The organism is Agrobacterium sp. 22-210-1 (assembly GCF_053522525.1).
Map to the genome: position 1 here is coordinate 2,348,428 of NZ_JBNWCI010000001.1, position 22,900 is coordinate 2,371,327.

Annotated in this window: 22 protein-coding genes; 7 read left to right on the forward strand and 15 right to left on the reverse strand. The window is 59.1% G+C overall.

Translation table 11 applies throughout. The features are described from left to right. Positions 1-38: 38 nt before the first annotated feature. Positions 39-812, reverse strand: a complete 774-nt coding sequence (locus ACQZ5F_RS11770; RefSeq protein WP_225245095.1) for an enoyl-CoA hydratase — start codon at positions 810-812, stop codon at positions 39-41. Positions 813-859: 47 nt separating this feature from the next. After that, positions 860-1,756, reverse strand: a complete 897-nt coding sequence (mutM, locus tag ACQZ5F_RS11775) for a bifunctional DNA-formamidopyrimidine glycosylase/DNA-(apurinic or apyrimidinic site) lyase (RefSeq protein ID WP_052820299.1) — start codon at positions 1,754-1,756, stop codon at positions 860-862. Positions 1,757-1,898: 142 nt separating this feature from the next. On the opposite strand from mutM, the gene ubiE reads away from it, so the two are divergent. The 3 genes from ubiE (at position 1,899) to olsE (ending at position 5,700) form a co-directional block, all read left to right on the forward strand. Next, the gene (ubiE, locus tag ACQZ5F_RS11780) at positions 1,899-2,675 is read left to right on the forward strand and encodes a bifunctional demethylmenaquinone methyltransferase/2-methoxy-6-polyprenyl-1,4-benzoquinol methylase UbiE (RefSeq protein WP_046799312.1); all 777 of its coding nucleotides are present in this window, start codon (positions 1,899-1,901) and stop codon (positions 2,673-2,675) included. A 36-nt stretch (positions 2,676-2,711) separates the two neighbouring features. Continuing rightward, entirely contained in the window at positions 2,712-4,286 is a 1,575-nt protein-coding gene (ubiB, locus tag ACQZ5F_RS11785) for a 2-polyprenylphenol 6-hydroxylase (protein WP_046799311.1), read from the forward strand. A gap of 478 nt (positions 4,287-4,764) precedes the next feature. Next, the gene (gene olsE / locus ACQZ5F_RS11790) at positions 4,765-5,700 is read left to right on the forward strand and encodes an ornithine lipid hydroxylase OlsE (RefSeq protein ID WP_046799449.1); all 936 of its coding nucleotides are present in this window, start codon (positions 4,765-4,767) and stop codon (positions 5,698-5,700) included. Positions 5,701-5,741: 41 nt separating this feature from the next. On the opposite strand, the gene ACQZ5F_RS11795 is transcribed toward olsE, so the two are convergent. From ACQZ5F_RS11795 to ACQZ5F_RS11805, 3 genes are all read right to left on the reverse strand, one after another. Beyond that, positions 5,742-6,101, reverse strand: coding sequence for an MmcQ/YjbR family DNA-binding protein (locus tag ACQZ5F_RS11795; protein ID WP_046799310.1), 360 nt, complete (start codon positions 6,099-6,101; stop codon positions 5,742-5,744). Further along, positions 6,098-7,303, reverse strand: coding sequence for a bifunctional phosphopantothenoylcysteine decarboxylase/phosphopantothenate--cysteine ligase CoaBC (coaBC, locus tag ACQZ5F_RS11800; protein WP_225339533.1), 1,206 nt, complete (start codon positions 7,301-7,303; stop codon positions 6,098-6,100). The genes ACQZ5F_RS11795 and coaBC overlap by 4 nt, the downstream gene beginning before the upstream one ends. Positions 7,304-7,373: 70 nt before the next feature. Continuing rightward, positions 7,374-8,957 carry a peptide chain release factor 3 gene (locus ACQZ5F_RS11805; protein WP_052820301.1) on the reverse strand — a complete coding sequence of 528 codons (1,584 nt, stop codon included), beginning with the start codon at positions 8,955-8,957 and terminating at the stop codon, positions 7,374-7,376. 89 nt (positions 8,958-9,046) lie between these two features. Between ACQZ5F_RS11805 and dut the strand changes: the two genes are divergently transcribed. From dut to cysK, 3 genes are all read left to right on the forward strand, one after another. After that, entirely contained in the window at positions 9,047-9,517 is a 471-nt protein-coding gene (gene dut / locus ACQZ5F_RS11810; RefSeq protein ID WP_052820302.1) for a dUTP diphosphatase, read from the forward strand. A gap of 75 nt (positions 9,518-9,592) precedes the next feature. Beyond that, the gene (locus ACQZ5F_RS11815) at positions 9,593-10,210 is read left to right on the forward strand and encodes a LysE family translocator (protein ID WP_019564444.1); all 618 of its coding nucleotides are present in this window, start codon (positions 9,593-9,595) and stop codon (positions 10,208-10,210) included. A 155-nt stretch (positions 10,211-10,365) separates the two neighbouring features. Continuing rightward, positions 10,366-11,334: a cysteine synthase A gene (gene cysK / locus ACQZ5F_RS11820; RefSeq protein ID WP_046799306.1), complete on the forward strand. Its 969-nt coding sequence runs from the start codon at positions 10,366-10,368 to the stop codon at positions 11,332-11,334. 217 nt (positions 11,335-11,551) lie between these two features. Here cysK and ACQZ5F_RS11825 read toward each other — a convergent pair whose 3' ends face one another. The 10 genes from ACQZ5F_RS11825 to rsmI form a co-directional block, all read right to left on the reverse strand. After that, positions 11,552-13,084 carry a YifB family Mg chelatase-like AAA ATPase gene (locus tag ACQZ5F_RS11825; protein WP_225339534.1) on the reverse strand — a complete coding sequence of 511 codons (1,533 nt, stop codon included), beginning with the start codon at positions 13,082-13,084 and terminating at the stop codon, positions 11,552-11,554. A gap of 185 nt (positions 13,085-13,269) precedes the next feature. After that, positions 13,270-14,229, reverse strand: a complete 960-nt coding sequence (gene gshB, locus ACQZ5F_RS11830) for a glutathione synthase (RefSeq protein ID WP_046799443.1) — start codon at positions 14,227-14,229, stop codon at positions 13,270-13,272. Positions 14,230-14,472: 243 nt separating this feature from the next. Further along, on the reverse strand, positions 14,473-14,985 hold the full coding sequence (locus ACQZ5F_RS11835; protein WP_046799283.1) for a cupin domain-containing protein: 513 nt from the start codon (positions 14,983-14,985) through the stop codon (positions 14,473-14,475). A gap of 110 nt (positions 14,986-15,095) precedes the next feature. Continuing rightward, entirely contained in the window at positions 15,096-16,196 is a 1,101-nt protein-coding gene (locus tag ACQZ5F_RS11840) for a sn-glycerol-3-phosphate import ATP-binding protein UgpC (protein ID WP_046799282.1), read from the reverse strand. Between the two features lie 10 nt (positions 16,197-16,206). Further along, positions 16,207-17,049 carry a sn-glycerol-3-phosphate ABC transporter permease UgpE gene (gene ugpE / locus ACQZ5F_RS11845; protein WP_046799281.1) on the reverse strand — a complete coding sequence of 281 codons (843 nt, stop codon included), beginning with the start codon at positions 17,047-17,049 and terminating at the stop codon, positions 16,207-16,209. A gap of 11 nt (positions 17,050-17,060) precedes the next feature. Then, on the reverse strand, positions 17,061-18,035 hold the full coding sequence (locus tag ACQZ5F_RS11850; protein ID WP_225339535.1) for an ABC transporter permease subunit: 975 nt from the start codon (positions 18,033-18,035) through the stop codon (positions 17,061-17,063). Positions 18,036-18,118: 83 nt separating this feature from the next. Continuing rightward, positions 18,119-19,417, reverse strand: a complete 1,299-nt coding sequence (locus ACQZ5F_RS11855; protein WP_225339536.1) for an extracellular solute-binding protein — start codon at positions 19,415-19,417, stop codon at positions 18,119-18,121. 132 nt (positions 19,418-19,549) lie between these two features. Beyond that, positions 19,550-20,110, reverse strand: a complete 561-nt coding sequence (locus ACQZ5F_RS11860) for a sugar O-acetyltransferase (RefSeq protein WP_225339537.1) — start codon at positions 20,108-20,110, stop codon at positions 19,550-19,552. A gap of 15 nt (positions 20,111-20,125) precedes the next feature. Next, complete coding sequence (locus tag ACQZ5F_RS11865; protein ID WP_225339538.1) at positions 20,126-20,494, reverse strand: YraN family protein; 369 nt, start codon at positions 20,492-20,494, stop codon at positions 20,126-20,128. Next, positions 20,484-21,425, reverse strand: a complete 942-nt coding sequence (rsmI, locus tag ACQZ5F_RS11870; RefSeq protein ID WP_225339539.1) for a 16S rRNA (cytidine(1402)-2'-O)-methyltransferase — start codon at positions 21,423-21,425, stop codon at positions 20,484-20,486. The genes ACQZ5F_RS11865 and rsmI overlap by 11 nt, the downstream gene beginning before the upstream one ends. Before the next feature lie 267 nt (positions 21,426-21,692). Between rsmI and dnaN the strand changes: the two genes are divergently transcribed. Then, positions 21,693-22,811 carry a DNA polymerase III subunit beta gene (gene dnaN, locus ACQZ5F_RS11875; protein WP_046799275.1) on the forward strand — a complete coding sequence of 373 codons (1,119 nt, stop codon included), beginning with the start codon at positions 21,693-21,695 and terminating at the stop codon, positions 22,809-22,811. Positions 22,812-22,900: the final 89 nt, after the last annotated feature.

A 22,900-nucleotide genomic window follows, 5' to 3' on the forward strand; every position in this document is an offset into this window, starting at 1 on the left:
GATCCGAAAACCGCGTTACACTTTTCGGTCCGATGCCCCTAGCGATTCCGGAAAACCGGTTTGCGTTTTTCGATGAAGGCCGCCATGCCCTCCTTCTGATCCGCCGTTGCAAAGAGAGACTGAAATGAGCGCCTTTCATATCTCAGGCCTTCCGCGAGCGACACCTCGAAGGAGCGATTGACGCTTTCCTTGGCCATAAGAACCGAGGCACGCGACAGCGAGGCGATGCGGGTCGCAGCCTCTACCGCCTCCTCCATCAGATTTGCGGAGGGCACGATGCGCGAGACGAGGCCGGCACGCTCGGCCTCTGCCGCATCCATCATGCGGCCGGTCAGAACCAGATCCATGGCCTTTGCCTTGCCCACCGCCCGCGTCAGCCGCTGGGAGCCACCCATGCCCGGAATGACGCCGAGGGTGATCTCCGGCTGGCCGAACTTCGCCGTTTCCGAAGCGATGATGAAATCGCACATCATCGCCAGCTCGCAGCCGCCACCGAGCGCAAAACCGGAAACGGCGGCGATGACCGGCTTCCTCGTCGACGCGACCTCGTCCCAGCCACCGAGAAAATCACCGACATAGGCGTCGACAAAATCCAGCCCCTGCATCTCCTTGATGTCGGCGCCTGCGGCAAATGCCTTTTCCGAGCCGGTAATGATGATCGCACCGATGGAATCATCGGTGGAGAATGAAGAGAGAATGTGCCGCAGCTCTTTCAGGAGCACCGAGTTAAGGGCGTTGAGCGCCTTGGGGCGGTTGAGCGTGATGACTCCCACCTCATCACGCTTTTCGACCAGTATCGTTTCATAATCCACGGCAATCTCCCCTTCTCCGTTATTCCGGCCCATTACTCTTGGCTCAGTCACTTCTGGCAGGCGGCGCAATAAAAGGTCGAACGACCGGCCTGTACCACTCTCTCAACCGTACCCCCGCAGCCGGGTGTCCGGCAAGGCTGGCCTTCCTGATCGTAAACCGAAAAGGAATGCTGGAAATAACCGAGTGTTCCGTCCGTCTGTATATGGTCGCGCAGTGAGGAGCCGCCGGCGGCGATCGCATCCGCGATCACGTCACGGATTTTTTCCGTGAGATCGGTGAGCTGCGCTTTGGGTTTGCCTGATGTCGTCACCAGCGTTCCCGCTGCCCGCAAAGGAGAAAGATGAGCGCGCCACAGCGCCTCACAGACATAGATATTGCCGAGGCCGGCAATGACCTTCTGATCCAGCAGCGTGCCTTTCAAGGGTTGGCTCTTGCCCTCAAACCGGCTCGCCAGATAATCGGCGCTCAATGCATTGCCTGTTGGCTCCGGCCCAAGCTCCGCAAAAGCCGGATAGAGATCGAGCTTGTTGCGCTCCACCAGATGCATGAAGCCGAAACGGCGCGGATCATTATAGATGACGCAGACGCGCTCTTCTCCTTTATCCAGATGAAAGACGACATGGTCGTGCTTGCCATCCTTTGAGCGGGCATGATGAAACGCGCCGGGTGTATTGCCGGCCTCATCCGCCTCCGCCTCGATACGGAACGAGCCGGACATGCCGAGATGGGCGATGATCGTCAGCCCGTCCTCCAGTTCGATCAAAAGATATTTCGCCCGGCGTCCAAGCGATATGATCGCTTTGCCTTCGATCAGCGCCGCGAAATCCTCGGGGAACGGAAAACGCAGATCGGGGCGGCCAAGGTGGAGTTTGCGAACCCTTGCCCCTTCCATGGCGGGGGCGAGGCCGCGTCTGACAGTTTCGACTTCTGGCAATTCTGGCATCTGGCTTATCCGGCAGTTTATCGTTAGGACCATGTGGTCTATACAATGCACGCGAAATGTCGCGCCCAGGCGATGCGGCAACAGATAGCGTCGCCATGGCGTTTCCGCTATGGTCCGCCACGCAATAATATGGAGACAGACGATGACCGACGCCCGTACGACCGCAGAAGGCGGCATGGAAACGTCCTATGGCTTCCACAAGGTGGACGAAGGCAAAAAGCAGGGGCTGGTCAACGAGGTCTTCCACAAGGTGGCCAAGCGCTATGACATCATGAACGACGTGATGTCGGCGGGCCTGCACCGGCTGTGGAAGGACGCTATGGTCTCTTCGCTTTCGCCGCGCAAGGATGCCTCCTACAGGGTTCTGGACGTGGCGGGTGGCACCGGCGACATCGCGTTTCGCATTGTGGAGGCCTCCAACCGTCTGGCGCACGCCACCGTTCTCGACATCAACGGCTCGATGCTGGCGGTCGGCGAGGAACGCGCGGCAAAAAAGAAGCTTTCCGACAATCTGACCTTCGTTGAGGCCAATGCCGAAGAACTGCCCTTCGAGGCGAATACATTCGACGCCTATACGGTCGCATTCGGCATTCGCAATGTGCCGCGCATCGATGTCGCGCTGAAGGAAGCCCATCGCGTGCTGAAACGCGGCGGACGGTTGCTGGTACTGGAATTTTCAGAAGTCGAAATGCCGCTGCTCGATCGCGTCTATGACGCCTGGTCGTTCAATGCCATTCCGCAGTTCGGCAAGATGATCACCGGCGACGCCGAACCCTATCAATATCTGGTCGAGTCGATCCGCAAATTCCCCAATCAGGAGGATTTCGCGGCGATGATCCGCACCGCCGGCTTCTCCCGTGTGTCCTACACCAACTACACCGGCGGCATCGCCGCCCTGCATTCCGGCTGGAAGCTTTAAGAGCATGGCCAGCAGAAGCAGGAGACAGGCATAAGCATGAGCACTCTGGGCGCATATTTCCGCCTCGCAAGGGTTGGCTGGGTTCTCGTGCGCGAAGGCGTCGTGCTGGCGCTGCCGTCCGACGATCTGCCTGCCCCGGCGCAGGCGCTGAAGGCACTCCTGAAGCCCTTCGCCCGCAGCAAGGCCAAACGGGCGCAGCGTAGCGACCGGCTGGCAACGGCCGTCGAGCGGCTTGGACCGTCTTATGTGAAGATGGGCCAGTTTCTGGCTACCCGCCCGGATGTGGTGGGCGCCGATTTCGCCGACGATCTTGCAAGCCTTCAGGATCGCATGGCGTTTTTCCCGGCCGCAGCGGCGAAGGCAAATATCGAAGGTTCGCTCGGACGCACGGTTTCTGACCTCTATAGGGAATTCGGCGATCCGATCGCGGCTGCCTCCATCGCCCAGGTTCATCCGGCAATGGTGGATACGCCGAAGGGACCACGCAAGGTGGCCGTCAAGGTCATTCGTCCCGGCGTGCGCCAGCGTTTCCAGAACGATCTGGAGGCGATGTATCTGATCGCCGACCTGCAGCAGCGCTTTGTCCGTTCAGCCCGCCGTCTGCGGCCCGTCGAGGTGACACGCACGCTGGAGCAGACAACCAAGATCGAGATGGATCTGCGGCTCGAGGCGGCAGCCCTTTCCGAACTTGCCGAAAACACCAGGGACGACCCCGGCTTCCGTGTTCCGGAAGTCGACTGGGAACGCACCGGGCGCGATGTCGTCACCATGGAGTGGATCGACGGCGTCAAGATGTCGGATATCGAAGGGTTGAAGGCCGCGGGACACGACCTGAACGAGCTTGCCGATACGCTGATCCAGTCCTTCCTGCGGCATACGCTGCGCGACGGCTTTTTCCATGCCGACATGCATCCCGGCAATCTCTTCGTCGATGACAAGGGCATGATCGTCGCCGTGGATATGGGCATTGCCGGACGCCTCGGCAAAAAGGAACGCCGCTTCCTCGCCGAAATCCTCTACGGCTTTATCACGCGCGATTACATGCGGGTGGCGGAGGTGCATTTCGAGGCCGGTTATGTGCCGGGCCATCACGATAAAGCGAGCTTCGCGCAGGCGATCCGCGCCATTGGCGAGCCGATCCATGGCCAGCCGGCCGAGACGATCTCCATGGGCAAGCTGTTGACCCTGCTGTTCGAAGTGACCGAGCTTTTCGATATGGAAACGCGGCCGGAACTGGTCATGCTGCAAAAGACCATGGTGGTGGTGGAAGGCGTATCACGCATGCTCAACCCGCGCTTCAACATGTGGAAGGCGGCCGATCCGGTCGTCGGCGGCTGGATCAGGGACAATCTCGGTCCGAAGCGCATCGTCACCGATCTGAAAGACGGCATGAAGGCTGCTCTAAAGCTTGCTGAAGCGGCACCTGAGATCGCCGCCAAGACGGAAAAGCTGCATTCAGAGCTGATGTATATGAGCGAGAACGGCCTGCGTTTCGATGCCCAGACAGCCGAAGCTATCGGCAAGGCGGAAGCGCGCCATACCAAATGGGGGCGGATTGCGCTCTGGGTGATTGCGCTGACGCTTCTCTATATTGCCATCCGAATCAGCTAAGACATATCCGCAATGGAGGTACCCGGCGTCACGGCTAGGCGCCTCAGTTACCAAAAAACGCCTATTAAGCCGACGTGACGACCGCATGCCATGCTCATGCAATCTAATGAAGAATAGTGGCCTGATCTTCTAAACGAAACAGGTGGCCGATGCGATTGTTAACACTTCTGGTTGGTTCGCTATTCTTCAGTCTTCAACCGGTCGCAGTGCCGGAAGCAATGGCGCAACACAGGGTCTACGACCCCTGCACGGACGGCAGCATAAACGATGGCATACCGCGCAGTTGCGACGAGCTGAAACGGGAATTGCGACGCAGCGACAGATATGGTCGCAGGGAATGGGATTATTATCGGCCTATGCGGCCCCTGCGCACCGATCCATGCAGGGACGGGCGCATCAGCGACGGGCAACCGCGATCCTGCGGAGAGTTGCGTCGCTGGTTGAATGATAGATGATTGCCGGACGGGAACTGAAATTCATGGCAAAAACTCAGGCAGTAAAACAGGCCCTTTCCTATTGTTCGTGGCCCATGGTGTTTTTCTTCGGCCTTGCCGGCTCCTATTTCGCCTTCAACAGCAGCCACCCCATCATGGCGTTCCTCTGCGTCTATGCGGGCGCGGTGTTAAGCCTGTTTCTCCTGGAACGTTATATCCCCTATGAGGTTCAGTGGCTTCAGGGCGATGGTGAAACCGCGACCAGCATTGGCCACACCCTGTTGACCAAGGGCCTTGTCCAGCTTGCCGCCGTTGCGGGAGCAATCTTTCCGATGTTGACCGCCAACGTGCTGCAACCGCTTGCAGCCATGCGCTTCAATCTGTGGCCTTCCGATCTGCCGATGATCATTCAGGTCGCACTTGCGGTCACCATCGCTGAATTCGGCCTCTACTGGGCGCACCGTATCGCGCATGAGACCGTGTTCTTCTGGCGTTTCCATGCCCTGCATCACAGCGTTGTCCGGCTATGGGTGGTCAATACCGGCCGTTTTCATGTGGCGGACTCGCTCTTCAAGATCGCGCTCAGTCAGCTTCCGCTCTATTTGATGGGCGCACCCTTGCACGTTTTCTGGTGGCTTGGCGCCGTTACCGCCTTCATCGGCATTCTGACCCATTGCAATGTCGATATGAAAACCGGCCCGCTGGACTATGTGTTCAGCACACCGCGGCTGCACCGCTGGCACCATTCCAAGGAGCTTCCCGAGGGAAACACCAATTACGGCGAGAATCTCGTCATATTCGACCAGCTGTTCGGCAGCTATTTCAATCCCGATCGCCCATCCTCCACCAATATCGGCATCAAGGGGCAAATTGCGAAGGGCTTTCTGCCCCAGCTTTTTCAGCCCTTCACCAAGGAGGGCGTTCGCCAGATCATCGGTCGAAACACGAAAGGCGATTCAGGCGAAACGCCCGGCATGTGACGTTGGAGCATTTCCGCTTTTCTCCGAAACGCGAGAATGCTCTAGTCGAAGAATATGCCTAGTTCAGCGCGCAGTTTCTTTGTCAGGCCGGCCGCAACAAGTTCATAGGAGCGACGCACATAATGCTCCAGCTCCTCTCGCTCGAGCGGTGAGTGGTCACCGATCGATATCCATTTGCGTTTGGCGAAATAAGGCGCCTGACGGATGCCTTCCAGCGAGGTGAGGATTTCGAAGCTTTCCTCCGAACATTTCACCACCAGACGCCAGTCCTCCCGCTCACCCAGCACGGCAAAGACCTTGTCGCCCACCTTGGCGACGTGAGAGTCCCATTGATCGACAAAACGTACGCCCGGCCAACCACCGAGTACCTTGTCAAAGGTCTTGCGATCAAACAGGCTCATGCGAGCTTCTCCGCGATAAGGGCAGCCAGACGTTTGGCGACGTCGGCCTTGTCGAGATCCGGCCAGGCCTCGACGCCCTCCGCCGAGATGATCTTCACGCTGTTGCGGTCTCCACCCATGATGCCGGTTTCAGCCGAGACATCATTGGCGACAATATAATCAGCGCCCTTGCGCTCCAGCTTGGCCCGGCCGTTCTTCTCGACATCCTGCGTTTCAGCGGCGAAGCCCACCACAATCTTCGGGCGCTTTTCGTGGTGACCAACGGTTTTGAGAATATCGGGGTTTTCCGTCAATTGCAGCGCGGGCGGCGCATCGCCAGGCTGCTTCTTGATCTTCTGTTGCGATGAACCTGTCACCCGCCAGTCGGCGACGGCGGCGACCATAACGGCGATATCCACCGGAAGCCGCGAAATTACCGCATCGCGCATCTCTTCGGCGCGCTCGACATGGATCGTCGTGACCCCGGCGGGATCGGCGATGGTGACAGGCCCTGAGACCAGCGTGACCTCTGCCCCCAGCTCAGCCAGAGCCGCCGCAATGGCATGGCCCTGCTTGCCCGAGGAGCGGTTGGCGATGTAGCGCACCGGGTCAATCGGTTCATGCGTGGGACCGGAGGTCACGATGGCCGTTCTGCCCTTCAGCGGCTTTGGCCCCTCATCCAGCAGTGCGGCAACGGCTTCGACGATCTGCAATGGCTCGGCCATACGGCCAAAACCTGCCTCACCCTTCTCCGCCATCTCACCAGCCATGGGGCCTATGAAACACACGCCGTCTTTTTTCAGCGTTTCGACATTACGCAGCGTCGGTTTCGCCGTCCACATTTTCGGGTTCATTGCCGGAGCCACCAACACCTTGCGATCCGTCGCAAGAAGAATGGTGGAGGCAAGATCGTCTGCCAGGCCATGCGCCATCTTGGCCATCAAATCGGCAGTGGCGGGCGCGACCAGCACGATGTCGCAGTCACGCGCCAGCCTGATATGGCCGACATCCTGCTCGTCCTGTCTGGAAAAAAGCTCCGTGAAAACGTGGGTGGCCGACAGCACGCCAACGGCCAGCGGCGTGACGAACTCCTGCGCGCCCTTCGTCATGACCGGCGTCACCTTCGCGCCGCGCTCTTTCAGGCGGCGGATAAGATCGAGGCTCTTATAGGCCGCGATGCCGCCGGAGATGATGAGGAGAATATGTTTGCCTGAAAGCGTCATGATGCCGGACCAGTTTCCCGTTTCACCGGGAAACTAAGCCCTTGGCATTCAAAGTGCAATCCGGCTGATATCACGCCGCCTTGGCGACGTGATATTCCTTGATCGCGACCATCTTGATCGCCGGAAAACGCTCGGACTCATAGCGCAATGAGAAGGCGTCCTGCGCCAGAAACACCGGATCGCCATCCAGATCGCGGGCGATATCGCCGCGCTTGACGTTGAGGAACTTGTCCATTTCCGCTGGCTGATCGGAGGAAATCCAGCGGCAGACGGAAAAGCGCGACATTTCGAAGGAGACCGGCAGGCCGTATTCGCCCATCAGCCGTTCCTTCAACACATCAAGCTGAAGCGCGCCAACGACACCGACGATAGCCGGCGAGCCGTCTTCCGGCGAGAAGAGCTGTACGACGCCCTCTTCCGCCATCTGCTGCAGGGCCTCCTTCAGCTTCTTCGCTTTCATCGCATCTTCCAGCCGCACGCGGCGCAGGATTTCCGGCGAGAAGTTCGGAACGCCCTGGAAGACGAGGTTTTCACCCTCGGTCAGCGTATCACCAATGCGCAGCGTGCCGTGGTTGGGAATGCCGACCACATCACCCGCAAAGGCCGTATCAGCCAGCTGGCGCTGCGAGGCGAAGAAGAATTGCGGCGCGGTGAGTCCCATCTGCTTGCCGGTGCGCGACAGGCGCGCCTTCATGCCACGCTCCAGCTTGCCGGAGCAGATACGGGCAAAGGCGATGCGGTCGCGGTGATTGGGGTCCATATTGGCCTGAATCTTGAAGACGAAAGCCGTCATCCTGTCTTCCGCCGCATGCACGGTGCGCGTATCCGCCACCTGATCGCGCGGCGGCGGCGCGAAATCGCCGAGCGCATTGATGAGGTCGCGCACACCGAAATTGCGCAGCGCCGAGCCGAAGAACACCGGTGTCATATGACCTTCGAGAAACGCCTGGCGGTCGAAGGGACGGCAGGCTTCCAGCGCCAGTTCCGTTTCCTCGATAAAGACCTTGCGTTCGTTTTCCGGCAGCCTGTCGGCGACTGCCTGCGGGCCATTGACCGAAAGGCCCTCCACCTGCGTATCATTGCCGCGAAAGGTATTTTCGGCGAGATTATAAGCGCCGCAGAAGCTTTTCGCCCGTCCGACCGGCCAGGTGATCGGCGCAGTATCGAGCGCCAGCTTTTCCTCGACCTCATCCAGAATCTCGAAGGGATCGCGGCTTTCGCGGTCCATCTTGTTGATGAAGGTGATGATCGGGATATCGCGCATGCGGCAGACTTCAAACAGCTTCAGCGTGCGCGGCTCGATACCCTTGGCGGCGTCGATGACCATGATCGCCGCATCCACCGCCGTCAGCGTGCGGTAGGTATCGTCGGCGAAGTCTTCGTGGCCGGGCGTATCGAGAATGTTGAAGACGCGGTCGTTATATTCGAAGGTCATGACCGAGGTGACAACCGAGATGCCGCGCTCGCGCTCGATCTTCATCCAGTCCGAACGGGTCTGGATGCGATCCTTCTTTGCCTTCACTTCACCGGCAAGCTGGATCGCTCCGCCGAACAGCAGCAGTTTTTCAGTGAGCGTGGTCTTACCCGCGTCCGGGTGCGCAATAATAGCAAAGGTGCGGCGGCGGGAGACCGCCTCGGCAAGTGTTTCGGCCATCTGACAAATCCTGTGAATTGCGGGCTATCTAGCGTTTCAGGCCCGCATTTGCAATTGACCTTGCCGCGATCTGCGCAAACTAATGCCGCATGACCGTTCAAAATGACAATCGCCCCCCTCTTCGCCTCGTCCGCCTCGCCAATGGCGCAGGCCTCGAATTGCCGTCCTATGAGACCGGCGGTGCTGCCGGCATGGACCTGCGCGCCGCAGTGCCTGCAGACCAACCGCTGACGCTGAAACCCGGTGAACGGGCACTGGTGCCGACCGGCTTTATCTTCGAAGTCCCGCACGGTTACGAGGCGCAAATCCGCCCCCGCTCCGGTCTTGCCATCAAGAACGGCATCACCTGCCTCAACTCCCCCGGCACGGTGGACAGCGATTATCGCGGCGAAGTGAAGGTCATTCTCGCCAATCTGGGACAGGATGATTTCACCATCGAACGCGGCATGCGCATTGCGCAGATGGTGATCGCGCCGGTGACGCAGGTTGCCGTGAGCGAAGTGACGGAAACCTCCGAGACGGCGCGCGGCGCCGGCGGTTTCGGTTCGACCGGGGTCTGACCGCAACCAGCATGATCAATTGTTTTTACCCGGCAATTTCGCTATTGATCTAGCGGATTTCCGGGAAACATGATCATGACACTGACGACCCTTCTAGCCTATGCCACCGCCCTTTTTATCGCCGCCGCCATTCCCGGCCCCGGCATGACGGCCATCGTGGCACGGGCGCTGGGTTCAGGCTTTCGAGAAACCTTCTTCATGGGCCTCGGGCTGGTGCTGGGCGACATGATCTACCTGACCGGCGTGATACTGGGGCTGGCCTTCGTGGCCCAGACCTTTCAGGAAGCCTTCATGGTTCTGAAATTCGCCGGCGCGGCCTATCTCCTCTACATCGCCTGGAAACTGTGGACCGCCGGCCTTTTGCCGCAGGACCTGAAGGCGAAAAAAAGCACCAGCATACCGATGTCCTTCCTGTCCGGCCTGCTGATCACGCTCGGCAACCCGAAAACCATGCTGTTTTATGTGGCGCTGGTGCCGACGCTGATCGACATCCGCATGATCGGCCCGTCGGAATATGCGACACTTCTCGCCCTCACCTTCGTCGTGTTGATGGCCGTTCTGTTGCCCTACATCCTGCTTGCAGCCAAGGCGCGCAACCTCCTGAAACGGCCAAGCGCGCTGACGATCCTCAACCGCACAGCGGCGGGCATTCTGGCCGGAACGGCGACCATGATCGCCATTCGCAGCACCTAAAATAATTTCGTGCATTTACCCGGTTTATCGTGAAATTTTTCCGGTAAACCGGCCATATAAGGATGAACGTTCGCTAGCCTGACAGGGCGATTGCTCCTATTCTGCCGCTCAAATCTTGCGGTCACTATTCTGTGGCCTTCATACAGGAGAGCATCATGCCCGAAGCCAGAAAGCCCGGACGCGGACGCGTCTATTCCTCGATTACGGAAACAATCGGCGATACGCCGATCGTGCGGCTGGACAAGCTGGCGAAAGAAAAGGGCGTCAAGGCCAACCTGCTCGCCAAGCTGGAATTTTTCAACCCCATTGCCTCCGTGAAGGACCGCATCGGTGTTGCCATGATCGAAGCGCTGGAAGCGCAGGGCAAGATCACCCCCGGCAAGACAACGCTGGTGGAGCCGACCTCCGGCAATACCGGCATCGCGCTCGCCTTTGCTGCCGCCGCCAAGGGCTACAAGCTGATCCTGACCATGCCGGAAACCATGTCGGTCGAACGCCGCAAAATGCTCGCCCTGCTCGGTGCCGAACTGGTGTTGACCGAAGGCCCGAAGGGCATGAAGGGCGCAATCGCCAAGGCGCAGGAACTGGCTGCGACGCTGCCCGACGCCATCATACCGCAGCAATTCGAAAACCCCGCCAATCCGGATATTCACCGCAAGACGACGGCAGAAGAAATCTGGAACGATACCGACGGGACGGTCGACATTCTCGTTTCCGGCATCGGCACGGGCGGCACGATCACCGGCACCGGTCAGGTTCTGAAATCCCGCAAACCGGAGGTGAAGGTCATTGCGGTTGAACCCGCCGACAGCCCGGTGCTTTCCGGCGGCAACCCCGGCCCGCACAAGATTCAGGGCATCGGCGCCGGTTTTGCACCTGCCATCCTCGATACCGGAATTTATGACGAGATCGTCACCGTCACCAATGACGAGGCTTTCGAAATCGCACGTCTTGCCGCGCGGCTCGAAGGCGTGCCCGTCGGCATCTCCTCGGGTGCAGCATTGGCGGCGGCAATCAAGGTCGGCGCGCGCGAGGAAAATGCCGGCAAGAACATCGTCGTCATCGTTCCTTCCTTCGCGGAACGTTACCTCTCGACGGCGCTTTTTGAAGGGCTTGGGCTCTAACGACCCCATCCGGTACGCGCGATCGCGGACCAAAGAATCGAAGTTTATTATGCCGCCGGCACCGCTGGCGGCATATGCGTTTCAGAATGCCCGGCATTCGACTGAATTCATGCGATTCGCTTCATATCCTGCTTTCGCATCTGCTTATCGCAAAAGGGCGGAGCTTTTTAGGAGCCTGCCTCCAAACTCTTCCAACAAAGCGCGCAATCATCACGGCTCAAGCCGCTGTCGGCAGCCTCTCGCCCGCGATACGATAGGACACGGCTTCCGCCACATGGATGCGGCCGACCGTCTGTTTTCCGTCCAGATCGGCCAATGTTCGCGCGACCTTCAGAATACGATGATAACCGCGTGCGGAAAATTTCAACCGTTCGGCAGCATCGCGCAGCAATTGCAGCCCGGACGCATCCGGCTCGGCATATTTTTCGATCAGGGTTGTCGTGCAGCGGGCATTGGTGCGGATGGCAGGAAACCCCGCCGCCGCATAACGCTCCTGCTGGGCGAGGCGGGCACTGGCGACACGGGCGGCAACCACCGCACTCGGCTCGGACGCGACGGGGCGGATGAGGTCCGTGGCGGAAACGGCGGGAACATCAATACGGATATCAATGCGATCCATTAGCGGGCCGGAAATGCGGCCCTGATAGTCGGCCACACAACGCGGACCTCTGGCGCAGGTAAAGCCCGGCTCCCCTGCCATACCGCAGCGGCAGGGGTTCATCGCCGCGACGAGCTGGATTTGCGCCGGATAGCTGACGCGGTGATTGGCCCGCGCGATGATGCATTCGCCCGTCTCCAGCGGCTGGCGCAAAGCATCCAGCACCTGGGGCGAAAATTCCGGGAATTCATCCAGAAAAAGAACGCCGTGATGGGCAAGTGAGGCCTCACCCGGCCTGGCGCGCAACCCTCCACCAATCAAAGCCGCCATGGTGGCGGAATGATGCGGCGTGCGGAACGGCCTGCGGTCTGAAAGCTTGCCACCCGACAATTGGCCGGCGATGGAATGAACCATGGACACTTCCAGCAGCTCCGCTGCCTCAAGAGGTGGCAGGATGGAGGGCAGGCGGGCGGCAAGCATGGATTTGCCGGAGCCGGGTGGACCGACCATCATCAGATTATGACCGCCGGCCGCTGCCACCTCCAGCGCACGTCTGGCGCTTTCCTGCCCCTTGATATCGGCAAGGTCCGGCAGATTGACCGGACTGGTCCGGATGGCGGGCACGGGGCGCGAAAGCAGCTGCGTGCCGCGAAAATGATTGGCAAGCGCTATGAGGCTGCGCGGGGCGAGAATATCGATGCCAGCTCCGGCCCAGGCCGCTTCCGGACCGCTTTCAGCCGGGCAGATAAGGCCCTTGCCGAGAGCATTGGCACCAATGGCCGCCGGCAGCGCGCCTGAGACCATGCCGATGGTGCCATCGAGATTGAGTTCGCCGAGAACCACATATTGGCCAAGCGCCTCTGCCGGTATGGCGCCCAAAGCGGCCATGAGCCCCAGAGCAATGGGAAGATCGAAATGCGATCCTTCCTTTGGCAGATCGGCAGGCGCGAGATTGACGGTCACCTTTTTCGCCGGAAGCGCCAGACCAGAAGCATGTAGCGCCGCCTGCACCCGCTCCCGGCTTTCCGCCACTGCCTTGTCCGGCAGGCCGACGATCTGGATGCCGACCTTTCCGGGTGCGACCATGACCTGCACCTCGACGGGCACACCCTCTATGCCCTGAAATGCAACCGTATTGACCTTCGCCACCATGGCCTGCCCCCGCAAACCGGCCGCGACATCAGAGCTTCATGCCCCATGGCGGCCACCCGCAAGCAACGTGCCATAAGGCAAAGAATAAAACAAGAACATCCGGTGAACAATTTCACGCGGGCGATGTATTTTAGTTGTGTCTAGTTGTACCCACGGAACAAACGGGGTTCGGTCTGCAAATCGCTTCAGAAATCCTGAGCTTCGCGCTTTTTCTCGATGGCGTCCCACAATAGGCTTGCCACATCGGCGCCGCCGAATTTCTGCACCTCACGAATGCCGGTCGGTGAGGTGACGTTGATCTCGGTGAGATAATCGCCGATCACATCAATACCAACAAAGAGGAAACCACGCTCGCGCAGGGCGGGACCGATACGACGGCAGATTTCCTTCTCGCGCGCCGTCAGTTCCGTCGGCTCTGGCCGGCCACCGGCATGCATGTTGGAACGGGCATCGTTTTCCGCCGGCACGCGGTTGATTGCGCCCACCGGCTCGCCATCCACCAGGAGGATACGCTTGTCGCCCTTGCGGACGTCAGGCAGATATTCCTGGGCGATATAGGGCTCGCGGAACATCTGGCCGAACATTTCCAGCAGGGAGGAGAAATTGCGGTCATCACGCGCCGAATGGAAGACACCCGCACCGCCATTGCCATAAAGCGGCTTGAGGATGATATCGCCCATTTCATTGCGGAAACGGGCAATCTCGGCCACGTCCTTGGTGATCAGCGTCTTCGGCATCAGATCAGCGAATTCAGTGACGAAAATCTTTTCCGGCGAGTTGCGCACCCAGGCCGGGTCATTGACAACAAGTGTTTTGGGATGAATGCGCTCCAGCAGATGGGTGGAGGTGATGTATGCCATGTCGAATGGCGGATCCTGACGCAGATGGATGACATCCATGGTCGAAAGATCGACGCGCTCCGGCTCTGACAGCGAGAAATGGTCACCCTTTATGTCACGCAGTTCCATCTGCTCGACGGCGGCGTAAATCTTGCCGTCACGCATGGAAAGACGCTCTGGCGTATAGTGGAACAGCCGGTATCCGCGCGCCTGTGCCTCAAGGCTCATGGCGAAGGTGGAATCACCGGCAATGTTGATGCCGGAGACATGATCCATCTGGATCGCGACGTTCTTGATCTTCGCCATGCGCATGTTCCTCTTGCAGCATGCGGACGCCTTACCGGCCCACAGTGCCCACTGTCCCGTCTTTTCAAAATTCCCGGCAGGACCGGGAGAACCCCGGAAATGCTTCAGAAAACCCTGAAGATGTAGGGCAGCGACCATTCAAAGGCAACTGCTGCAAGCGGTGGCTTGTGTGAGTTTTATTGAACCTTCACAATTCCGCCGGTGGAGCCGGGTGGGTTCCACCGACCCGGCTATTTGACCAGTTCAGGCGGCCAGCTTGTAGGAACTGCCGGAAAACAGCTTGTTCTTGACGCGATAGGCGAGAGCCAGCGCCCTGGGGAACGGACGGCGCATGAAGGCGACCTTGCGGACATAGTCATCTACCCGCCAGGTGGCCCATGTTCCAGCCCGGAAATAGGCGACGTCGCCAACCCGCAGGATGCTGACCGAACCGTCTTCGGCCGTCACATGCACCTCGCCTTCCAGAATATAGACGGTTTCATCCCAGCCGAAGAACCAGCGGAACTCACCGGCCGTGCAATCCCACATGGCGGTGCTGGAAGCGCGGTCGCCGCTTCGGGAATGATCGGCCGCACGCGCCTGGGGATCGCCGGAAATGATCCAGTCGGGATTGATGGGGGCAGGCTGAAGCCGCAGATCGGTGCAGGACGCACTGACAACGGCCTCGTCTTTTGCTCCGCGCAGATAGGCCGGCAATATTGGCACCGTGCGGATCGCCATGGTTGCAGCCGCCGCGAACATCATTTTGAACGACATATGAGAAAACCCCCATGAAATATTGGAGGTCTTCTATCATCGGGATCGTAACAAAGCGGTTTTGACAATCGGCGCAATTTTAGTCATCGCGCCGATTTCTTCCGACGTGATCAGGCCGTCGCCAGCTGCGCGGTCTGTACCTTGATCTGTTCCGCCTTGCCGGCGATGCGCTTGCCGGTTTCGTTGGAAAAGAAGTGCAGTTTTTCCGGCGCTATCGTCACCGACAATGCGGATGGAACCTCAACATCCGGCGGGAAAGCCACTGTCAGGTTCTGATCGCCGATCATGCCATGCACGAGGCGCTGCGAACCCAGTTCCTCGATATAATCGACACGCAGCGCAAGGCCCTGCTCGCCCGCCGCGGCAATGCGGAAATCCTCCGCCCGCATGCCCACCGTCACCGACCCCGAAGCGGGTGCAAAACCGTTGAGCGCAAACAGTGACGGACCGATGGCGAGGCTATCACCATGCAACTCGGCATTCAGCAGGTTCATGGCGGGAGAGCCGATGAAGCTGGCGACGAAAGTGGAGGCGGGGGTGTGATAGACATCAAGCGGCGCGCCGATCTGTTCGATGCGGCCGCCATTCAGCACCACCAGACGATCAGCCAGCGTCATGGCCTCAAGCTGATCGTGGGTGACATAGATGGATGTGGTGCCGAGGCGCTTTTGCAGGCGCTTGATTTCACCGCGCATGGAGACGCGCAGCTTTGCATCAAGGTTAGACAGAGGCTCATCGAACAGGAAGGCCGCCGGTTTGCGAACGATGGCACGGCCCATGGCGACACGCTGCCGCTGGCCGCCGGAAAGGGCGCGCGGTTTGCGCTCCAGATAGGGTTCGAGCTGCAGCATACGGGCGGCTTCGGCCACACGTGCATCGATCTCCGCCTTCGGCGTCTTGCGGTTCTTCAGCCCATATTCCAGGTTCTGGCGCACCGACATATGCGGATAAAGCGCGTAATTCTGGAACACCATGGCAATATCACGGTCAGCGGGATCGGCCTGATTGACCACCCGGTCGCCGATCTTCACCGTGCCTTCGGAGATGTCCTCAAGGCCGGCAACCATGCGCAGGAGCGTGGACTTGCCGCAGCCGGAGGGGCCGACGAGAACGATGAACTCACCGTCCCTGATGTCGATATCGACGTGATGCACGGCGCGCACGCCGCCATGATAATCCTTGCAGACCTGACTGATTTCAATAGCGGCCATTTCGGTCTCCTTATTTATCGCTCTCGGTGAGGCCCTTGATGAACCAGCGCTGGAATACGATGACGATCAGCACCGGCGGCAGCATGGCCAGAACGGCGAGTGCGAAAGCTTCGTTGTAATCGGGAATTTGCGAACCGACCCAGACCTGCAGGATCGACTTGATGCCGCGCATCAGGGTGAAGAAACTTTCATCCGTCGTCATCAGCATCGGCCAGAGATACTGGTTCCAGCCATAAACGAACATGATGATGAAGATCGCCGCCATCATGGTGCGTGACAGCGGGATGATGACATCGATGAAGAATTTGAACGGCCCTGCCCCGTCGATGCGGGCGGCCTCCAGCAGTTCTTCCGGAATGGATTTGAAGAATTGCCGGAAATAGAAGGTGCCCGTCGCGGACGCCAGAAGCGGCACGATCAAGCCGGTATAGGAGTTCAACAGGCCAAGTTTGCTCATCACCTCATAGGACGGCATGATGCGCACTTCGAGCGGCAAGAGCAGCGTCGTGAAAATGATCCAGAAGGCGAGTGTGGCAAAGCGGAAGCGGAAATAGACGATCGCATAGGCCGCCGTCATCGACAGGACGATCTTGCCCACGGCAAAACCGATGCCGAGGATCAGCGAATTGAGCACCATGTTGAGGCCGGTGATCTGCCCGGTGAAGCCGCCCTTCTGGGTCAGGACCTTTTCATAGGTTTCGACGAAATTGTCGCCCGGAACGATCGCCAGACCGGTGCGATGGATTTCCGCCGCCGTGTGCGTGGAGGTCATGAAAGCCACGACAACAGGCAGTATCAGGAACAGCGCGCCGGTTATCAGCACCAGATGGTCGAGGGGTTTTGTCTTGTACATCGTCTTTTCCCTCAATTGTAATGGATGCGCTTCTCGATGAAGCGGAACTGGATGATGGTGAGGACGAAGACGACCAGCATCAGAATGACGGACTGGGCCGAAGAACCACCGATGTCATTGCCGCGGAAACCGTCAAGAAACACCTTGTAGACCAGCGTGATGGGGTTGTTCGCCGCCTTGTCCTTCACCATCACGTCGATGACGCCGAACGTATCGAACAGGGAATAGGTGATGTTGATGATCAGCAGGAAGAAGGCGGTGGGCGCCAGAAGCGGCATGATGACCGTCCAGAACCGGCGAAAGCCGGAGCGGCAATCGATGGCGGCGGCCTCACGCACAGCGACGGACACACCCTGAAGCCCGGACAGGAAGAAGATGAAATTATAAGGGATCTGCTTCCACACGGCGACGACGACCATGGCAAAGGCCGTGTCGAAATAATTAAGGCCGACCTTCATATCCCAGCCGAAAAACGCCGCCATCTTGACGAAGGGGCCGATATGCTGGTCGAAAAACATCATGCCGATGAGGCCCGCGACCGGCGGCGCGATGGCATAAACGGAGATCAGCAACGTCTTGTAGGTCGAACTGCCGCGAATGACCGCATCCGCCTTGACGGCCAGCAAAAGGCCGAGCGCCAGTGAAAAGAAGGTCACCAGCACGGTGAAAACGACCGTGAATTTGGCAATGTTGAGATATTCCGGATTGAATATCGCGTCCGAATAATTGGCGAAGCCCACGAATGAGGCCCCGAAGCCGAAAGGGTCTTCGAGATAAAACGAAGACTGAATGGCCTGGACGGACGGCCAGTAGAAAAAGATGAAAATCACCGCAAGCTGCGGCGCCAGAAACAGGTAGGGTACGAAGGGCGAGGAGAACTGTACGCGCTTCATGCCGGCTTCAGCTGGCCTGGCGGGTTTTCCAGTCTTGGCGGACCAGCCGGATAAAAACCGGGCCAGACGCGGTTGAGACGATGTATAGGCCACGCTTGCGCCTCCTTATCCAGAAGCGAGCCTCCCTTCCGTCGGAAAGGAGGCTCGACAACGATCATTGGTTTCGAAAAGATCGATCAGCCGGCCGTCTTGGCGAAACGGGCCAGAAGGTCGTTACCTTCCTTCTCGATGATGTCGAAGGCGGCCTTCGGCGTAACTTCGCCGGAGAAGATGCGGTTATATTCGCGTTCCATGACGGCGCGGATCTGCGGGTAGAAGCCGAGGCGATAACCCTTGGACCATTCACCGCCCGGCAGCGACAGCTGCTGGATGCCGACTTCGGCGACCGGCTTTTCCTTGTAGAAACCTTCAGCCTTGGCCTTTTCGTAAGCGGCCTTGGTGATGGCGACGTAACCGGTTGCCTTATGATAGAAGACCTGGATTTCCGGCGAGGTCAGGAACTGGAAGAAGTCAGCCACGCACTTGTTTTCGGCTTCGGACTTGCCGGACATTGCGAAGAGAGCGGCGCCGCCGATGAAGGAGTTGGTGCCAGCGCCCTTGATCGAGCCCCAGTAGGGAAGGAAGGTTGCCGAGAACGGCATGGTTGCCGTCTTCTGCAGGCCACCGAACGAACCGGAAGAACCGATCCAGAAAGCGACCTTGCCTTCTTCAAACGGCTTCTGGTTGTCGTTCCAGCCGGCGCCGTAATAAGCGAACAGGCCCTTGTCCTTCCAGTCCTTCAGCTTGTCGAACATCATGACGAGGTTCGGATCGGTAAGCTTCAGCTTGGTGTCGGTGACGCTGTCGTAGCCGTTATTGTTGGTGGCGAACTGGATGTTGTTGCGGGAGAAGAAGTTCTCCGTGAACTGCCAGGTCAGCTGCGACTGGACGAGCGGGATGTAGCCGGCTTCTTTCAGCTTCGGCGCAACCTGTTCGAACTCTTCCCAGGTCTTCGGCGCTTCGACGCCGGCCTTTTTCAGGGCTTCGTCGTTGACATACATGATCGGAGCAGAGGAGTTGAAAGGCATGCCGACGAACTTGCCATCAGCTGCAGCGTAGAAATAACGCACGCCGTTGATGAAGGCTTCGCGGTCGAACTTGTAACCGGCCTTGTTGATGAGGTCTTCCGCAGGAATGACCGCACCCTTGGCGTTGATGATGGTGGCAGCGCCGGCATCGAAAACCTGGAGGATGTTCGGCTGCTCGCCGGAACGGAAGGCGGCGATGCCGCTGGCCAGTGCTTCTTCGTAAGAACCCTTGGAAACCGGCGTCAGAGCGCATTCCTTCTGGGCTTCGTTGAACTTCTGGGAAACTTCGTTGATGACTTCGCCGTTACGGCCGCCCATACCGTGCCACCAGGTGATGTTGGTCGCAGCCATGGAAGACGTTGCCGAAATGCTGACCGCCACTGCGGCCATGGAAATCTTCTTCAACATTACTAAATCCTCTCCACCATTTATTAGGATGAGGATGCGAATAGAGGGGTTCCATGACGCCTCTTTAACAGTTTCATGTCAGATTTGTTACGGCGCCTGTTAATGAACTCCGTTCTTTCAAAAATGGATGTCTCAGGCGTCCTTGCGCTTTATCGGACGGGCCGGATTTCCCACCACCGTCGCGCCCGGCAGCACATCCCGCGTCACCACCGAACCGGCACCGACAATCGCCCCATCACCAATGGTAATGCCGGCCAGCAGGATTGCGCCGCCGCCGATCCAGACATCACGGCCGATTGTCACCGGCTTTGCGATTTCAATACCTTGCGCGCGCGGAACCGGGTCCAGATGGTGTTCAGCACAATAGATCTGCACGGCCGGACCGAGCATTGCCCCATCGCCGATCACCACCCTGGCGGAATCGAGAATGACGCAGCTGGTATTCAGATAGACATTCCTGCCCAGCGTGATGTTGAAGCCGTAAGCGCAATGAAACGGGGCTTCGATAAATGCGCCTTCCGCGACAGAGGCGAAGAGGGCGTGCAGCAGCGGCGCCATGGCTCCGCGCTCATCCGGCAGCGCTGTATTGTGCTGGTGAACGGCCCGGCGGGCGCGCAGGCGCAGCCCATCCAGTTCGGCATCCATGCAGCTGTACCATTCGCCCGCGGCCATTTTTTCGCGCTCGCTGGACATTGCCTTCCCTCCCCCTCAAAACGCGTCGATGAAATGCTGCGGCAGGCGTCGCGGCAGAATGGCGACGATATCGAAGCGCAGTGAAAACCGGGCAGCATCCCCGCGGCGAGAGAGCCAGAGATCGGCGGCGGCGCGGATGCGCTGCTGCGAACGCGAGCCGACCGCATCAACAGCCGCGACACCAGACGAGCGCGCCTTTACCTCCACGATGGCGACCACATCCCGCTTGCGGGCGATGAGATCGATTTCCCCAAGCCGGGTACGATACCGAATGGCGAGGATGCGATATCCCCTGAACAACAGATAAAGCGCGGCCCAATATTCCGCGTTGTGGCCACGCCGCTCGGCCTTGCGCCTCGCGTTCTTTCGCCCGTCAGCCGCCATCCCTGTCCTTCATATCCAGCAATCGCTGATAAAGCTCCTTGCGCGGCAAGCCGGTCAATTTTGATGCCTCGCCCGCGGCTTTGGCGGCAGGCATGGTCGCGACCAGATCCTTGAGGAGCTTCTCGACATCCTCGATATCGGGAATTTCGTCATAGGAGGGCGGCTCGATCAGCAGCACGATCTCGCCCTTCACCACACGATCCTCGTCATAATAATCGGCAAGCTCGCTGAGCGTGCCTCGCCGGAATTCCTCGAAAGTCTTGGTCAGCTCGCGGCAGACCACAGCGCGCCGGTCGCGGCCAAGCACTTCCGACGCCACCTTGACGGTGGTGCCGATGCGGCGCGGCGATTCAAAGAAGATCAAAGTGGCGGGGATTTTCGCAAGTTCGGCAAAACGATCCCGCTTGCCGCGGTCCTTCACCGGCAGGAAACCTGCAAACAGAAAGGCATCGCTCGGCATGCCCGATCCGACAAGGGCGGCAAGCGGCGCCGATGCGCCCGGTACCGGCACAACGCGATGGCCTGCCTCAAGTGCCAGCTGACCAAGACGATAACCGGGATCGGAAACAAGCGGCGTTCCGGCATCGGATACCAGTGCCACGGATTTTCCGGCTTCCAGGGCGGCAATGAGCTTCGGCCCCGCTTCGTTCGCATTGTGCTCGTGATAGGCGAGTGGCCGCGTGCGAATGCCGTAGCGTTCAAGCAGGATACGGGTGACGCGGGTATCCTCGCAGGCGAGAACATCCGCCGAAGCCAGCGTCTCCAGCGCACGGATGGTAATATCGCCGAGATTGCCGATGGGGGTGGCCACAAGATAGAGCGCCGGTTCCAGCGGCCGTGCCGGAATGGTGGCCGTACCGATCCTGAATTCCTTTGTTGCCTGCCTGGCATCGCTGTTCGATAGTTCTTCCGTCACACGGCTTCCAATCATTCTGGCCGATTATTGCCGGCCGGTCGCTCCGGTTTTTCCTCCTTTATGGGCAATAGAAAACCGGCGAACAAGGTCCATGGACGGTTCCAGCCTGTGGATCATGCTGTATAGCAGCAAAATGCGCGGAAGCAGACGCACTCGGCTCTTGCATTTTCTGCAATAACTCTGCCATTTTGCCCGTCCACATTATCCGGCTTTTTGCCGGTCAAGACTCTTCTTGCCGATCCGGCGGTGGCCGGTTCGCAACGGTTGAAAGCGGTAGCGTCCATGCGTATTACTCTTGAGCGGTCGAACCTTCTTAAATCGCTGAACCACGTGCACAGGGTTGTCGAGCGTCGTAACACCATCCCGATCCTGTCCAACGTCCTGCTTCGCGCATCCGGCGCCAATCTGGACATGAAGGCGACCGACCTCGACCTCGAAATCACCGAAGCAACACCAGCCATGGTGGAACAGGCGGGCGCCACCACCGTGCCGGCGCACCTGCTTTATGAAATCGTGCGCAAGCTGCCTGACGGTTCCGAGGTGCTTCTGGCCACCAACCCGGATGGCTCCACCATGACGGTTGCCTCAGGCCGTTCGAAATTCTCGCTGCAATGCCTGCCGGAAACCGATTTCCCTGACCTGACAGCCGGCACCTTCAGCCACACTTTCAAACTGAAGGCGACCGATCTGAAGATGCTGATCGACCGGACGCAATTTGCGATTTCGACCGAAGAAACGCGTTATTACCTAAACGGCATCTTCTTCCACACCATCGAAAGCGGCGGCGACCTTAAGCTGCGCGCTGTCGCGACGGACGGTCACCGTCTGGCGCGCGCCGATGTGGATGCGCCCTCCGGTTCGGAAGGCATGCCTGGCATCATCATTCCGCGCAAGACCGTCGGCGAATTGCAGAAGCTGATGGACAATCCGGAACTGGAAGTCACCGCAGAAGTCTCGGACGCCAAAATCCGCCTGACCATCGGTTCGGTGGTTTTGACCTCGAAGCTCATCGACGGCACCTTCCCGGATTACCAGCGCGTGATCCCCACCGGCAACGACAAGGAAATGCGCGTCGATTGCCAGACCTTCGCGCGGGCCGTGGATCGTGTCTCGACGATTTCGTCCGAGCGCGGCCGCGCCGTGAAGCTGGCGCTAACTGACGGCCAGTTGACGCTGACCGTCAACAATCCCGACTCGGGAAGTGCTACCGAAGAAGTGGCCGTTGGTTACGACAATGATTCGATGGAAATCGGCTTCAATGCCAAATATCTCCTCGACATCACTTCGCAGCTATCCGGTGAGGATGCGATTTTTCTGCTGGCAGATGCCGGATCGCCGACGCTCGTTCGCGACACCGCCGGCGATGATGCACTCTATGTTCTGATGCCGATGCGCGTTTAAACGGCTGTTTTTTGCCAATTCAATCAAAAACGCCGGTGGATCGCTTCACCGGCGTTTTTTGATTCGGCTACCGCGCGTTTCAAACGATA

Excerpts from the sequence above, each read along its gene's own strand:
- mutM (WP_052820299.1), bottom strand. The coding sequence starts at position 1,756 with ATGCCAGAATTGCCAGAAGTCGAAACTGTCAGACGCGGCCTCGCCCCC.
- ubiE (WP_046799312.1), top strand. The coding sequence starts at position 1,899 with ATGACCGACGCCCGTACGACCGCAGAAGGCGGCATGGAAACGTCCTAT.
- ubiB (WP_046799311.1), top strand. The coding sequence starts at position 2,712 with ATGAGCACTCTGGGCGCATATTTCCGCCTCGCAAGGGTTGGCTGGGTT.
- olsE (WP_046799449.1), top strand. The coding sequence starts at position 4,765 with ATGGCAAAAACTCAGGCAGTAAAACAGGCCCTTTCCTATTGTTCGTGG.
- ACQZ5F_RS11795 (WP_046799310.1), bottom strand. The coding sequence starts at position 6,101 with ATGAGCCTGTTTGATCGCAAGACCTTTGACAAGGTACTCGGTGGTTGG.
- coaBC (WP_225339533.1), bottom strand. The coding sequence starts at position 7,303 with ATGACGCTTTCAGGCAAACATATTCTCCTCATCATCTCCGGCGGCATC.
- ACQZ5F_RS11805 (WP_052820301.1), bottom strand. The coding sequence starts at position 8,957 with ATGGCCGAAACACTTGCCGAGGCGGTCTCCCGCCGCCGCACCTTTGCT.
- dut (WP_052820302.1), top strand. The coding sequence starts at position 9,047 with ATGACCGTTCAAAATGACAATCGCCCCCCTCTTCGCCTCGTCCGCCTC.
- ACQZ5F_RS11815 (WP_019564444.1), top strand. The coding sequence starts at position 9,593 with ATGACACTGACGACCCTTCTAGCCTATGCCACCGCCCTTTTTATCGCC.
- cysK (WP_046799306.1), top strand. The coding sequence starts at position 10,366 with ATGCCCGAAGCCAGAAAGCCCGGACGCGGACGCGTCTATTCCTCGATT.
- ACQZ5F_RS11825 (WP_225339534.1), bottom strand. The coding sequence starts at position 13,084 with ATGGTGGCGAAGGTCAATACGGTTGCATTTCAGGGCATAGAGGGTGTG.
- gshB (WP_046799443.1), bottom strand. The coding sequence starts at position 14,229 with ATGGCGAAGATCAAGAACGTCGCGATCCAGATGGATCATGTCTCCGGC.
- ACQZ5F_RS11835 (WP_046799283.1), bottom strand. The coding sequence starts at position 14,985 with ATGTCGTTCAAAATGATGTTCGCGGCGGCTGCAACCATGGCGATCCGC.
- ACQZ5F_RS11840 (WP_046799282.1), bottom strand. The coding sequence starts at position 16,196 with ATGGCCGCTATTGAAATCAGTCAGGTCTGCAAGGATTATCATGGCGGC.
- ugpE (WP_046799281.1), bottom strand. The coding sequence starts at position 17,049 with ATGTACAAGACAAAACCCCTCGACCATCTGGTGCTGATAACCGGCGCG.
- ACQZ5F_RS11855 (WP_225339536.1), bottom strand. The coding sequence starts at position 19,417 with ATGTTGAAGAAGATTTCCATGGCCGCAGTGGCGGTCAGCATTTCGGCA.
- ACQZ5F_RS11860 (WP_225339537.1), bottom strand. The coding sequence starts at position 20,110 with ATGTCCAGCGAGCGCGAAAAAATGGCCGCGGGCGAATGGTACAGCTGC.
- ACQZ5F_RS11865 (WP_225339538.1), bottom strand. The coding sequence starts at position 20,494 with ATGGCGGCTGACGGGCGAAAGAACGCGAGGCGCAAGGCCGAGCGGCGT.
- rsmI (WP_225339539.1), bottom strand. The coding sequence starts at position 21,425 with ATGATTGGAAGCCGTGTGACGGAAGAACTATCGAACAGCGATGCCAGG.
- dnaN (WP_046799275.1), top strand. The coding sequence starts at position 21,693 with ATGCGTATTACTCTTGAGCGGTCGAACCTTCTTAAATCGCTGAACCAC.